This window comes from Streptomyces sp. NPDC006339, from assembly GCF_040612775.1.
GTDB lineage: Bacteria > Actinomycetota > Actinomycetes > Streptomycetales > Streptomycetaceae > Streptomyces.
The window spans coordinates 1-14094 of sequence record NZ_JBEXQW010000091.1 but is presented as its reverse complement, the minus strand read 5'-3'; the positions used below and the strand labels follow the sequence as shown (position 1 = coordinate 14094).

The 14094-nt window shown below is 72.5% G+C and carries 8 protein-coding genes; 2 read left to right on the top strand and 6 right to left on the bottom strand.

Going from position 1 to position 14094, the window contains the following annotated elements; all coding sequences use genetic code 11:
* Positions 1–70: 70 nt before the first annotated feature.
* The 6 genes from ABZ135_RS37825 to ABZ135_RS37800 all read right to left on the bottom strand — a co-directional run bounded on the left by ABZ135_RS37825 (position 71) and on the right by ABZ135_RS37800 (position 9921).
* Entirely contained in the window at positions 71–1006 is a 936-nt protein-coding gene (locus ABZ135_RS37825) for a YafY family protein (protein ID WP_356702780.1), read from the bottom strand.
* 46 nt (positions 1007–1052) lie between these two features.
* A complete protein-coding gene (aceE, locus tag ABZ135_RS37820; RefSeq protein ID WP_356702778.1) occupies positions 1053–3764 on the bottom strand; it encodes a pyruvate dehydrogenase (acetyl-transferring), homodimeric type in 2712 nt (903 codons plus the stop codon).
* A 334-nt stretch (positions 3765–4098) separates the two neighbouring features.
* Positions 4099–4722 (bottom strand): GntR family transcriptional regulator, encoded by a 624-nt coding sequence (locus ABZ135_RS37815; protein ID WP_356702776.1) that lies wholly within the window; start codon positions 4720–4722, stop codon positions 4099–4101.
* Positions 4723–4843: 121 nt separating this feature from the next.
* Positions 4844–6652: a 2-oxoglutarate dehydrogenase, E2 component, dihydrolipoamide succinyltransferase gene (gene sucB, locus ABZ135_RS37810; RefSeq protein ID WP_356702774.1), complete on the bottom strand. Its 1809-nt coding sequence runs from the start codon at positions 6650–6652 to the stop codon at positions 4844–4846.
* A 62-nt stretch (positions 6653–6714) separates the two neighbouring features.
* Positions 6715–8103 carry a dihydrolipoyl dehydrogenase gene (gene lpdA, locus ABZ135_RS37805; RefSeq protein WP_356702772.1) on the bottom strand — a complete coding sequence of 463 codons (1389 nt, stop codon included), beginning with the start codon at positions 8101–8103 and terminating at the stop codon, positions 6715–6717.
* 309 nt (positions 8104–8412) lie between these two features.
* The gene (locus tag ABZ135_RS37800) at positions 8413–9921 is read right to left on the bottom strand and encodes a leucyl aminopeptidase (RefSeq protein ID WP_356702770.1); all 1509 of its coding nucleotides are present in this window, start codon (positions 9919–9921) and stop codon (positions 8413–8415) included.
* A gap of 305 nt (positions 9922–10226) precedes the next feature.
* Here ABZ135_RS37800 and ABZ135_RS37795 point away from each other — a divergent pair, with 305 nt between their 5' ends.
* A complete protein-coding gene (locus tag ABZ135_RS37795; protein ID WP_356702768.1) occupies positions 10227–12374 on the top strand; it encodes a hypothetical protein in 2148 nt (715 codons plus the stop codon).
* Positions 12375–12415: 41 nt separating this feature from the next.
* Positions 12416–13924 (top strand): GT4 family glycosyltransferase PelF, encoded by a 1509-nt coding sequence (gene pelF / locus ABZ135_RS37790; protein ID WP_356702766.1) that lies wholly within the window; start codon positions 12416–12418, stop codon positions 13922–13924.
* Positions 13925–14094: the final 170 nt, after the last annotated feature.

Here is a 14094-nt window from a genome sequence, read left to right as displayed (position 1 = left end):
CAGCACGATCGGCTCTCGGTGTTCTGCATGGTCCTGTCTCCCTGTGCGGTGGGGGCCCCGGGACGGGCCTTCACGAGGCCTGCGCGAACCGCTCGCGCAGCGCCGCCGGGGCCAGGACCTCCGCCTCCGGCCCGAGCCCCAGCAACTGGCCGAAGGCGACCTCCTCGTTCTCCACCCGCAGGGTCACCCGCACCCGGCCGTCCTCCTCCCGGGCCGCCGCCAGCGCCTCCTCGGCGGCCGCCCGGTCCGTCACGTACGGCAGCCGCCGCGCGCCCGCCTCGGTGAGCCGCAGCACCACCTCCGCGCGCAGCAGGGAGCGCGCGAACTCGGCCGACCGCTCGGCCCAGAACCCCGCCAGGTCGAAGTCCGCGTCCCGTACGAAGTGCTCCTCGCCGGGCACGACGTCCGTGAACCGGTCCACCCGATAGGTGCGGTACGAGGAGCCCGCCCGGGCGCACACGTACCAGACGCCGGCCTTCAGCACGAGGCCGTACGGTTCGAGCTCCCGTTCCACCTCGCCGTCACCGCGCCGGTAGCGGGCGGAGATCCGCCGGTCGTCCCACACCGCCTCGGCGACCGCCGGCAGCAGCTCCGGTGTCCGAGGCTCCTGGTACCAGCCGGGCGCGTCCAGATGGAAGCGCTGCGCCGCCGACCGGGGCGCGTCCGCCAGCGACGGCAGCAGCGCCGCCGACACCTTCAGGCGGGCCGCCGAGGCCGCGTCCTCCAGACCCATGTCCCGCAGCGCCTGCGGCAGCCCGGACAGGAACAGCGCCTCCGCCTCCCCGCGGGCCAGCCCCGTCAGCCGGGTCCGGTAGCCGCCGACCAGGCGGTAGCCGCCCGCCCGCCCCCGGTCCGCGTACACCGGAACCCCCGCCTCCGAGAGGGCGAGGGCGTCGCGGGTGACGGTCCGCTCCGACACCTCCAGCTCGGCGGCGAGTTCGGCGGCGGTCATGGACGGGCGGTTCTGCAGCAGCAGGACCATCTTGATGAGACGGGCGGCACGCATGACCCCATCATGCGTGCCGCCCGTGCCCCTGTGTTCTCCGTGGCCCTTACAGGCCGTAGCGCTCGCGCGCCTCCTTCACGGCCGTCGCCTGGACCTCGCCGCGGCGGGCGAGCTGGGCCAGGGCGGCGACCACGATCGACTGGGCGTCGACGCCGAAGTGGCGGCGGGCCGCCTCGCGGGTGTCCGACAGGCCGAAGCCGTCGGCGCCCAGCGAGCTGTAGTCCTGCTCGACCCACTGCGCGATCTGGTCCGGGACCTGGCGCATGTAGTCGGAGACGGCCAGGACCGGGGAGTCCACGCCCGCCAGGGCCTGGCGGACGTACGGCACGCGCTCCTCGCCGCGCAGGAGGGCCGCGTCGGCCTCCAGCGCGTCGCGGCGCAGCTCGGTCCAGGAGGTCGCGGACCACACGTCGGCGGCCACGCCCCACTCGGCGGCGAGCAGCTTCTGCGCCTCCAGGGCCCAGTGGATGGCCGTGCCGGAGGACAGAAGCTGGATGCGCGAGGCGTTCGCGGGCAGCTCCAGGCCGGCCGACTCGGCCGTGTTGAAGCGGTAGAGGCCCCTGATGATGCCCTCGTCGATCCCGGCGCCGGCCGGCTTGGCCGGCTGCGGCAGGGGCTCGTTGTAGACGGTGAGGTAGTAGAAGACGTTCTGGTCCTCGCCCTCGGCCGCCTCGCCGTACATGCGGCGCAGGCCCTCCTTGACGATGGTCGCGACCTCGTAGGCGAACGCCGGGTCGTAGGTCAGCGCCGCCGGGTTGGTGGCCGCGATCATGGGGGAGTGGCCGTCGGCGTGCTGGAGGCCCTCACCGGTCAGGGTGGTGCGGCCGGCGGTGGCGCCGACGAGGAAGCCGCGGCCGAGCTGGTCGCCGAGCTGCCACATCTGGTCGGCGGTCCGCTGCCAGCCGAACATCGAGTAGAAGATGTAGAACGGGATCATCGCCTCGCCGTGCGTCGCGTACGACGTCGAAGCGGCGATGAAGTCGGCCATCGAGCCGGCCTCGGTGATGCCCTCGTTCAGGATCTGGCCGTTGACGGCCTCCTTGTAGTACATGAGCTGGTCGCGGTCGACCGGCTCGTACGTCTGGCCCTTCGGCGAGTAGATGCCGAGCGAGGGGAACAGCGACTCCATGCCGAAGGTGCGGGCCTCGTCGGGGACGATCGGCACCCAGCGCTTGCCGGTCTCCTTGTCGCGGACCAGGTCCTTGATCAGGCGCACGAAGGCCATCGTGGTGGCGACGGACTGCGAGCCGGAGCCCTTGTCGAAGGCGGCGAAGGTCTTCTCGGCCGGGGCCGGCAGCGGCGCGAGCGGGTGCACGCGGCGGGCCGGGGCCGGGCCGCCGAGGGCCGCGCGGCGCTCCTGGAGGTAGCGGACCTCCGGGGAGTCGGCGCCCGGGTGGCCGTAGGGGACCACGCCGTCGACGAACTGGGAGTCGGAGATCGGGAGCTCCAGGAGGTCCCGCATGTTCTTGAACTCGTCCGTCGACAGCTTCTTCATCTGGTGGTTCGCGTTCTTCGACGCGAAGCCCTCACCGAGGGTGAAGCCCTTCACGGTCTGCGCCAGGATGACGGTCGGCGCGCCCTTGAACTCGACGGCGGCCTTGTACGCGGCGTACACCTTGCGCGGCTCGTGACCGCCGCGGGAGAGGTGGAAGCACTCGAGGATCTTGTCGTCGCTCAGCAGCTTCGCCATCTCGACGAGCGCCGGGTCCTTGCCGAAGAAGTCCTCGCGGATGTAGGCGGCGTCGCGGGTCTGGTACGTCTGGACCTGCGCATCCGGCACCTCGCGGAGGCGGCGGACCAGGGCGCCGGTGGTGTCGAGCGCGAACAGCTCGTCCCAGGCGTTGCCCCACAGCGACTTGATCACGTTCCAGCCGGCGCCGCGGAACTGGGCCTCCAGCTCCTGCACGATCTTGAAGTTGGCGCGGACCGGGCCGTCGAGGCGCTGCAGGTTGCAGTTGACGACGAAGGTCAGGTTGTCCAGACCCTCGCGGGCCGCCAGCGCGAGGGCGGCGGTCGACTCGGGCTCGTCCATCTCGCCGTCGCCGAGGAAGGCCCAGACGTGCGAGGAGGAGACGTCCTTGATGCCGCGGTTGGTCAGGTAGCGGTTGAAGCGCGCCTGGTAGATCGCGGAGAGCGGGCCGAGGCCCATGGAGACGGTGGGGAACTCCCACAGCCAGGGCAGGCGGCGCGGGTGCGGGTAGGAGGGCAGGCCGTTGCCGCCGGCCTCCTGCCGGAAGTTGTCGAGGTGCGTCTCGTTCAGACGGCCGTCGAGGAAGGCGCGGGCGTAGATGCCGGGGGAGGCGTGGCCCTGGATGTAGAGCTGGTCGCCGGAGCCGGCGGCGTCGCCGGACTCCTTGCCCTTGAAGAAGTGGTTGAAGCCGGTCTCGTAGAGCCAGGCCGCGGAGGCGAAAGTGGCGATGTGGCCGCCGACGCCGTGCTTGGCGCCGCGGGTGACCATCGCGGCCGCGTTCCAGCGGTTCCAGGCGGTGATCTTCCGCTCCATCTCCTCGTCGCCGTCGATGACCGGCTCGGCGGAGGTGGGGATGGTGTTGACGTAGTCCGTCTCCAGGAGCTTGGGCAGGGCCAGGCCGGCGCCCTCGGCGTGCTGGAGCGTGCGGCGCATCAGGTAGGCGGCCCGGTGGGGGCCGGCGGCCTTGGTGACGGCGTCCAGGGAGGCCGCCCACTCGGCGGTCTCCTCGGTGTCACGGTCCGGCAGCTGGTCGAGCTCGCTCGGAATCTTGCCTACGGGATCGGTCATGATCGCCGCCTTCCGGACAGGTGGGGGTGGAGATAAAGGGGCCTTGTCTGGCAGGACAGGGCGGTGGGCCGGGGTACGGCCCGCCGAAGACTGTAAGCCGCCGATCGATGATCGATCAAAGCTTCGCAGAGAAAAAGATGCCCGAAGCGCCAAAGTCGGCACAGGGTGCCGCCCGGAAGGGCACCCGGTGCCTTGTTTTCGCAGGCGGGCCTGGAAGTCTGAGAAGCCCCTCGCACAAACGAGCGGGCCCGCCGGAAACGGCGGACCCGCGAAGGACGGTGGCCAAAAACAGCAGGCTCAGGCGCGAGCCTCGGCTCGGGCGCGGGGCCTCGGCTCAGGCGCGCGGCGCGCAGCCGAGCACATGCGCCTTCACCAGCGCCCCGATGTTCGGATCGGCCCGGCGGAACGCCTCCACCAGCTCCTGGTGCTCCTCCGCGTACGACTTCTGCACCGTGCCCAGCCAGCGGATCGACAGCGCCGTGAACACCTCGATGCCCAGGCCCTCCCAGGTGTGCAGCAGCACGCTGTTCCCGGCCGCCTTCACCAGCTCCCGGTGGAAAGCCACCGTGTGCCGCACCTGCGCCGTGCCGTCGGAGACCGCGTCCGCCTCGTACAGGGCCGCCACGTGCGGCTCCAGGGCCGAGCAGTCCGCCGACAGCCGGGGCGCCGCCAGCTCCGCCGCGATCTGCTCCAGACCGGCCCGTACGGGATAGCTCTCCTCCAGGTCGGCGGCCGTCAGATTCCGCACCCGGACGCCCTTGTTGGGCGCCGACTCGATCAGCCGCAGCGACTCCAGCTCCCGCAGCGCCTCCCGGACCGGGGTCTGCGAGACCTCCAGCTCCGTCGCGATCCGTCGCTCCACGATGCGCTCGCCCGGCTTCCAGCGTCCGCTGACGATGCCCTCCACGATGTGCTCGCGGATCTGCTCGCGCAGCGAATGGACGACGGGCATGGTCATGGGGGCCGCTCCTTAGGAGTCACTGGACCCTTAGACAATACGGCGGCGCCCCCGCCCGGAAACACATCCGGACGGGGGCGCCGCAGGTGAGGCTTGTTACGTTGCCTTTCGGCCCCGCGCCTTACAGACCGAGGTCGACCTCGAACTCGCCGGCCTCCAGGATCGCCTTGACGGCGGTCAGGTAGCGGGCGGCGTCGGCGCCGTCCACCAGCCGGTGGTCGTACGACAGGGCCAGGTAGGTCATGTCGCGGATGCCGATCACGGTGCCCTCGGGGGTCTCGATGACGGCCGGACGCTTCACGGTGGCGCCGATGCCCAGGATGGCGACCTGGTTCGGCGGCACGATGACGGTGTCGAACAGCGCACCGCGCGAACCGGTGTTGCTGATGGTGAAGGTCGCGCCCGAGAGCTCGTCCGGCGTGATCTTGGAGGCGCGCACCTTGCCCGCCAGGTCCGCCGTGGCCTTGGAGATACCGGCGATGTTGAGGTCGCCCGCACCCTTGATGACCGGGGTCATCAGGCCCTTCTCGGAGTCCACCGCGATACCGATGTTCTCGGTGTCGAAGTAGGTGATCGTGCCCTCGTCCTCGTTGATCCGGGCGTTGATGACCGGGTGGGCCTTCAGCGCCTGGGCCGCCGCCTTCACGAAGAACGGCATCGGGGAGAGCTTGACGCCCTCACGGGCGGCGAAGGCGTCCTTCGCCCGGGCGCGCAGCTTCATCAGCTTGGTGATGTCGACCTCGACCACCGTGGTGAGCTGGGCCTGGCCGTGCAGCGCCTTCATCATGTTGTCGCCGATGACCTTGCGCATGCGGGTCATCTTGACCGTCTGGCCGCGCAGCGGGGAGACCTCCAGGGCGGGGGCCTTCGGAGCGGCGGCGGCCGGGGCGGCGGCGGGAGCCGGGGCGGCCTTCTTGGCCTCGGCGGCCGCGAGGACGTCCTGCTTGCGGATACGGCCGCCGACGCCGGTGCCCTTGACGGCCGCCAGGTCGACACCGTTCTCGGTGGCGAGCTTGCGGACCAGCGGGGTCACGTAGGCGCCGTCCTCCGCCGGCTGTGCGGCGGCGGGGGCCGGGGCAGCGGCGGCGGGGGCGGCGGCCGGAGCCGGGGTCACCGGAGCCGGAGCGGCCACCGGGGCGGCGGGCTGAGCCGGGGCCGGGGCGGGCGCCGGAGCGGCCGGGGCCGCCGGAGCGGGGGCCGGGGCCGGAGCGGCCGGGGCCTCCTGGGCCGGGGCCGGAGCGGCGGCGGGGGCCGGGGCCTCCTGGGCCGGGGCGGCACCGGCGGCGCCGATGACGGCCAGCTTCGCGCCGACCTCGGCGGTCTCGTCCTCGCCGACGACGATCTCGAGCAGCACACCGGAGGCCGGGGCCGGGATCTCGGTGTCGACCTTGTCCGTGGAGACCTCGAGCAGCGGCTCGTCGGCCTCGACGGTCTCGCCGACCGACTTCAGCCAGCGGGTGACGGTGCCCTCGGTGACGGACTCGCCGAGCGCCGGCAGGACGACGTCGGTGCCCTGGGCCGAGCCGCCGCCGGCGGTGGCCTCGGCGGTCGGGGCCGGGGCCGGCTCCTGGACGTCGGTGGACGGGGTGGCCTGCGGCGCCGGGGCGGCCGGGGCCTCCTGAGCCGGGGCCTCCTGGGCCGGAGCCGGGGCGGCCTCGGCGGCGGGCGCCGGGGCGGCCGCGGGGGCGCCCGAGCCGTCGTCGATGATGGCCAGCTCGGCGCCGACCTCGACCGTCTCGTCCTCGGCGACCTTGATGGAGGCCAGGATGCCCGAGGCGGGGGCGGGGATCTCGGTGTCGACCTTGTCGGTCGAGACCTCGAGCAGCGGCTCGTCGGCCTCGACACGCTCACCCTCGGCCTTGAGCCAGCGGGTGACGGTGCCCTCGGTGACGCTCTCGCCGAGCGCCGGCAGGGTTACGGAAACCGACATGGTTTCAGTTGCTCCTCACGAATTGCGGAAAGTGGTCGTCGCGCCCGTAGATGACGTGAGCGTCAGTCGTGCGAGTGCAGAGGCTTGCCGGCCAGGGCCAGGTGGGCCTCGCCGAGAGCCTCGTTCTGCGTCGGGTGGGCGTGGATGAGCTGCGCGACCTCGGCCGGCAGCGCCTCCCAGTTGTAGATGAGCTGCGCCTCGCCCACCTGCTCGCCCATGCGGTCACCGACCATGTGGACGCCGACCACGGCACCGTCCTTGACCTGGACGAGCTTGATCTCGCCCGCGGTCTTCAGGATCTTGCTCTTGCCGTTGCCCGCGAGGTTGTACTTCAGGGCGACGACCTTGTCCGCGCCGTAGATCTCCTTGGCCTTGGCCTCGGTGATGCCGACGGAGGCGACCTCGGGGTGGCAGTACGTCACCCGCGGCACGCCGTCGTAGTCGATCGGGACGGTCTTCAGACCGGCCAGCCGCTCCGCCACCAGGATGCCCTCGGCGAAGCCGACGTGCGCGAGCTGGAGCGTCGGGACCAGGTCGCCGACCGCGGAGATCGTGGGCACGTTGGTCCGCATGTACTCGTCGACGAGGACATAGCCGCGGTCCATCGCGACGCCCTGCTCCTCGTAGCCGAGACCGGCCGAGACCGGGCCGCGGCCGATGGCGACGAGCAGCACCTCGGCCTCGAAGGTCTTGCCGTCGGCGAGGGTGACCTTGACACCGTTCTCGGTGTACTCGGCCGACTGGAAGAAGGTGCCCAGGTTGAACTTGATGCCGCGCTTGCGGAAGGCGCGCTCGAGCAGCTTGGAGCTGTTCTCGTCCTCGACCGGGACGAGGTGCTTCATGCCCTCGATGACCGTGACGTCGGTGCCGAAGGACTTCCAGGCCGAGGCGAACTCGACGCCGATGACACCGCCGCCGAGGATGATCGCGGACTCCGGGACCCGGTCCAGGGTCAGCGCGTGGTCCGAGGTGATGATCCGGTTGCCGTCGATCTCCAGACCCGGCAGGGACTTCGGCACGGAGCCGGTGGCGAGGAGGACGTGACGTCCCTCGACGCGGCGGCCGTCCACATCGACGGAGGTGGGGGAGGACAGGTGACCGGTGCCCTCGATGTACGTCACCTTGCGGGAGGCGACGAGACCCTGCAGACCCTTGTAGAGGCCCGAGATCACGTCGTCCTTGTACTTGTGCACGGCCTTGATGTCGATGCCCTCGAAGGAGGCACGGACACCGAACTGCTCCGCCTCGCGCGCCTGGTCGGCGACCTCGCCGGCGTGGAGCAGGGCCTTCGTCGGGATGCAGCCGTTGTGCAGGCAGGTGCCGCCGAGCTTGTTCTTCTCGATCAGTGCGACGTCCAGGCCAAGCTGCGCTCCGCGCAGCGCCGCGGCGTAACCGCCGCTACCGCCGCCGAGGATCACTAGGTCGAAAACGGTGCTGGCGTCGTTCGCCACGTCACGTCCTCCATGCATGTGCGCTCGTCGCCCGTCTTCGGTGACGGGGCGGCGGCTGGTTCCGGCCGCTTTTCTTCGGCCCTGTGGTGGGGGCCCTGTCCTGCCGAGAACCCATCTTCGCACTTGTTGCCGGACGACGGGACGCGGGGCCGGGCAGTGAGACGGCCGATCGTCCGTACGGGCGGGTGGCGGAGGCGTACGAACCTACGGATTTCGTCGCGCCTACGGATTTCGTCACGGGCGAACGCGACCGGGTACGCGTACGGCCCCGGGGCTCGCGTCCCCGGGGCCGTACGGATCACCGTGTGATCAGAGCTCGCCCTCGGCGGTCAGCTCCGCGAGCCGCACCAGCGTGCGGACCGAGGACCCCGTGCCGCCCTTCGGGGTGTAGCCGTAGGGGGCGCCCTCGTGGAAGGCCGGGCCCGCGATGTCCAGGTGGGCCCAGGTGATGCCCTCGCCCACGAACTCCTGCAGGAACAGACCGGCCACCAGGCCGCCGCCCATCCGCTCGCCCATGTTGGCGATGTCGGCGGTCGGGGAGTCCATGCCCTTGCGCAGGTCCGCCGGCAGCGGCATCGGCCAGGACTGCTCGCCGACCTCCTCGGCGATCTCGTGGATCGCGGTGCGGTAGTCGTCGTCGTTGGCCATGATGCCGAAGGTGCGGTTGCCGAGCGCCAGGACCATGGCACCGGTCAGGGTGGCCACGTCGACGATCGCGTCCGGGTTCTCCTCGGACGCCTTGGTCAGGGCGTCCGCGAGGACCAGCCGGCCCTCGGCGTCCGTGTTGAGGACCTCGACGGTCTTGCCGCTGTACATGCGCAGCACGTCGCCCGGGCGGACGGCGGAGCCCGACGGCATGTTCTCGGCCAGCGCCAGCCAGCCGGTGACGTTGACGGCGAGGCCCAGACGGGCGGCGGCCACGACGGTGGCGAACACGGCGGCGGCACCGCTCATGTCGCACTTCATCGTCTCGTTGTGCCCGGCCGGCTTCAGGGAGATGCCGCCCGAGTCGTAGGTGATGCCCTTGCCGACCAGGGCGAGGGTCCGCTCCGCCTTCGGGTGCGTGTAGGCGATGCGGACGAGGCGCGGCGGGTTCTCCGAGCCGGAGCCGACGCCCAGGATGCCGCCGTATCCGCCCTTGGTGAGCGCCTTCTCGTCGAGGACCTGGACCTTCAGACCGTGCTCCTTGCCGGCGGCCTGCGCGGCGGCGGCGAAGGCGGCCGGGGTCAGGTCGTTCGGCGGCTGGTTGATCAGGTCGCGGGCGCGGTTCATCTCCTCCGCGACGGCGATCGCGCGCTCCACGGCGGCCTTGTGGGCCTTGTCGCGGGGCTTGGCGCCGAGCAGGGCGACCTCGGCCAGCGGCTTCTTCCGGTCCGGGCCGTTCTCCTGGTACGCGGTGTAGGCGTACGCGCCGAGCAGGGCGCCCTCGGCGACGGCGCCGGCGTCCGCGGGCGAGGCGATCGGCAGCGCGAAGCCGGCCTTCTTCGAGCCGGTCAGGGAGCGGGCGGCAACGCCGGCGGCGCGCCGCAGAGCCTCGCCCCGGTAGGCGTCCCCGTCCTCGGGGGCGGAGCCCAGGCCGACGGCCAGGACGACCGGGGCCTTGAGACCGGCGGGGGAGGGCAGCTTGGTCGCCTCACCCTCGGCGCCGGAGGCGCCCAGCGTCTCCAGGACGGCGGCGAGACCACCGTCGAATGCCTGGTCGACGGCCTCGGCGCCGGGGGCCACGACGAGCGTCTTGCCGGACTTCGCGACGCCGACCACGACGGCGTCGGCGCGCAACGTCGCCGCTCCGGCGGTGCTGAGAGTGAGAGCAGTCACGGTGGTGAAATCTCGCTTCCGTTGAGTTCTGTGGCGGTCGAGGGATGGGCCGACCGTGCCCGCCGCATCGTATTTCGGCCCGATGAGCGCCGGGAATGAGCCTACGCTCGCTCACCGCTCTCGCTCACGGGGGCTTTGATTCACTCGTCCGAGGTGTCTCTTTCGGGTTTACGTCCCGGGCCCGCCGGCCTCGTCCCACACTCGCCTCAACCGCGCGAGGACGCCCCACCGCCCTTCGCCTCATCTGCGACATCTCCACAGGACCCGCCGTCCGGCGGGCGCCTGCCGAGGGGGGACACCCACCGATGGACTCCGGCCGATTCCGCACGCCCAGAACCACCGCCGCCGCCCCCGTCCCGGCCACCGGCCGCGGCCGGCGGGCCCGCACACCCCGCTCGGTCCGCGCCCCCAGGGCCGCCAGGCTGGCCGCGCTGGCCGCCGCCGGACTGCTCGCCACCGTCGTGCCCTCCGCGCAGGCGGGCGCCGCCGAGCCGGCCCCGCGGGTCGACCTGACCGTCCTCGTCGTCGACGACGGCGGCAGCGCGATCCGGGCCATCACCGCCGAGTTGAAGAGCACCGGCGTCCCGTACCGCACCCTCGACCTGAACGACGAGCACCGCCCGCTCCTCACCCCCGGCTTCCTCAGCGAACCCGGCGACGGCGCGACCGGCCGGCCGCGCGCCCGCTACCAGGGCGTCGTCCTGCCGCACGAGGCCGCCTTCGGCCCCGACTCCGCCGAGCACGCCGCGCTCGTCGCGTACGAGAAGGCGTACGGCATCCCGCAGGTCGACGCCTCCACCTGGGCCCACCCCGGCGTCGGCCTCGACTACACGTCGGACGGCGGCTGGTCCGGCGTCCTCGACGGCGCCCGCGCCCACGTCACCCCCGCCGGACAGGCCGGCCCCTTCCGCGACCTGCGCGGCCCGGTGACCTTCGAGGACAACGACCCGGAGGTCTCCGAGAGCTACGGCTACGCGGGCCGCCCCCGGGCCGGATACACCAGCTACCTCGACATGCCCGCGGCGGACGGCGGCCGGATCAGCCTGGTCGGCGAGTACGCCCACGACGGGCGGCGCGAACTCGTCGTCACCTTCGCCTACAACCCGCACCAGCGCCAGTTCCGGGTCCTCGCCCGCGGCATCGTCGAATGGCTCACCCAGGGCGTCCACCTCGGCGGGAGCCGCAACTACCTCTCCGTGCACGTCGACGACGTCCTCGCGCCCGACGCCCGCTGGGACCCGGTGCGCGACTGCACGCCCGGCGACCTCGACTGCCCCGGCGGCCAGGGCGAGGCCGGCGAGAACCCCATCCGGATGACCGCCGCCGACGCCGCCCACGCCGCCGCCTGGCAGAAGTCCTCCGGGTTCCTCCTCGACATGGTCTACAACGGCGGCCAGGGCGAGCAGTGGAAGGCCGAGCACGGCGGCACCGACCCGCTCGCCGCCCGCCTGATCGCCGACCGCGACCGGTACAGGTGGATCAACCACACCTACACCCACCCCTTCCTCGGCTGCGTCCAGGACACCACCACCGTCCCCTGGAGCTGCGCCAAGGACACCACCGGCGCCACGAGGTGGACGAGCCGCGCCGAGATCTCCGCCCAGATCCGCGCCAACCTCGACTGGGCGTACGGCAAGGGCATCTCCGTCGACCGCACCGAACTCGTCACCGGCGAGCACTCCGGCCTCAGGACCCTGCCGCAGCAGCCCGTGGACAACCCGAACCTCGCCCCGGCGCTCGCCGACAACGGCGTCCGGTGGACCGCGAGCGACAACTCCCGCGAGCCGGGGCAGCGTTCCGTCGGCACCGGCCACGGCGCCGCGCTGACCGTCCCCCGCCACCCCATGAACGTGTACTACAACGTGGGCACCGCCGCCGAGATGACCGACGAGTACAACTGGATCCACACCTCGCGCGCCGACGGCGGCAGCGGCCTCTGCGAGGACAACCCGGCCTCCGCCTGCCTGCCCGCCCCGCTCGACACCGCCACCGGCTACGCCACCCACATCGTGCCGCAGGAGGCCCGCACCGCCCTCTCCCACGTCCTCGGCAACGACCCCCGGCCGCACTACGTCCACCAGTCCAACCTCGCCGAGGAGCGCCTCCTCTACCCGGTCCTCGACAAGGTCCTCGCCGACTACCGGGAGCTTTTCGCCGCCAACACCCCGCTCGTCAACCCGCCGCAGCGGGAGGTCGGGGCCGAGCTGAGCCGCCGTACGGCCTGGGAGGCGGCGCTCGCCGCCGGCCAGGTCACCGCCTACCGCGTCGGCGCCACCGTCACCGTCAAGGCGCCCGCCGGAATCGCCGTCCCGGTCACCGCCCCCGAGGGCACGCGCAAGCAACTCCTCCTCGGGACCACGGCGTTCGGCAGCCCGTACGCGGGCACGCGGTCGGCCTGGACCGCACCCGAACCGCTCCAGAGCGCGATCACCCTCCGACTGCCGACCACCTGATCGCCGCCACCAGCCGTTCACGTTCCGGGGGGACACCGCACATGCCGAGCAGTGGCCGTCATGTCACCATGCTCACCGAAGGCACCTATCCGCACGTCCACGGCGGCGTCAGCACCTGGTGCGACCAACTGATCCGGGGCATGCCCGAGGTCGACTTCCAGGTCCTCGCCCTCACCGGCAGCGGCCGCGAACCCGTCGCCTGGGAACTGCCTCCGAACCTCTCGCTGCACACCGCCTTCCCGCTCTGGGGCAGCCCCACGCGCGGCAGGGCGCCCCGCGGCCCCGCCCGCCGCCGCTTCCTCGACACCTGTGAACGCTTCCTGCTCTCGATCCTCGACCCCGCCGCGGGCTGCGACTTCGGCGAAGAGCTCCTCGCCCTGGCCGCACTCGCCCGCGACGGACGGCTCACCGCCGCCCTGCGCTCCGAGCGCACGCTCCGCTCGCTCATGTGGATCTGGTCCATGCCGCACCTGCCGACGGCCGCGGCCCGGCCCACCGTCCACGACGCCCTCACCGCCACCGACCTGCTGGAACACGCCCTGCGCCCGCTCGCCGCCCGGATCCCCGAGGGCCGTGTCGCGCACGCCGTCTCCAGCGGGCTCGCCACCCTCCCGGCGCTCGCCGCCCAGCACTTCGAAGGGGTGCCCTTCCTGCTCACCGAACACGGCATCTATCTGCGCGAGCGCTACCTCGGCTACCGCACCGAGCCCCAGCGCTTCCCCGTCAAATCGTTCCTCCTCGGGTTCTACCGGGAGCTCAACTCCCTCGGCTACCGCAAGGCCGACCTCATCACCCCCTGCAACCGCTACAACCGGCGCTGGGAGGAACGCGGCGGCGCCCCCGCCGACCGCATCCGCACCGTCTACAACGGCGTCGACCCCACCGCCTTCCCCTGGGCCGGACCCGAACCGGAGACCCCCACCCTGAGCTGGGTGGGCCGCGTCGACCCCATCAAGGACCTGGAGACACTGATCCGGGCGTACGCGATCTGCCGCGCCGAACTCCCCGAGCTGCGGCTGCGCCTGTTCGGCCCGGTCCCGGCCGGCAACGAGGACTACCGCACCCGTCTGGAGAAGCTGGCGGCCGAACTCGGCGTCACCGACGGCGTGACCTTCGAGGGCCGCGCCTCCGACGTCGCGGGGGCCTACGCGGCCGGCAACGTCGTCATGCTCTCCTCGATCAGCGAGGGCTTCCCCTTCTCCCTCATCGAGGCCATGTCCTGCGGCCGCGCCACCGTCTCCACCGACGTCGGCGGCGTGCGCGAGGCCGTCGGCGACACCGGCCTCGTCGTGCCGCCCCGCGAACCGGCCGTGATGGCCGCCGCCGTCACCGACCTGCTGCGCGACCCCACCCGCCGCGCCGACCTCGCCCGCAGGGCCCGGCAACGGGTCGTCGACCGCTTCACCCTGCACCGCTCGGTCGACGGCTTCCGCCGCATCTACCTGGAGCTCGCCGGCCGGCCCGCCGCGCCGAGGCCCGAACCCGACGACTGGACGGTCCGCCTCACCGACCCGTGGCGCACCGGCCTGATGGAAGGCGCGTGGGCATGAGCGGTTCCCTCTGGCTGACGAACGGCACGATGAAGGACGCCCTCCCGGCCCTCCCGACGCTCCCGACGCTCCCGCGCCAGCGCGGCGGCACGTCCGCGGGCGCGTCCGGGACCACCACCGCTCCGGGGACGGCCCCCGCCCCGGCCGCCGCCCCCGGCACCGCCGCGTGC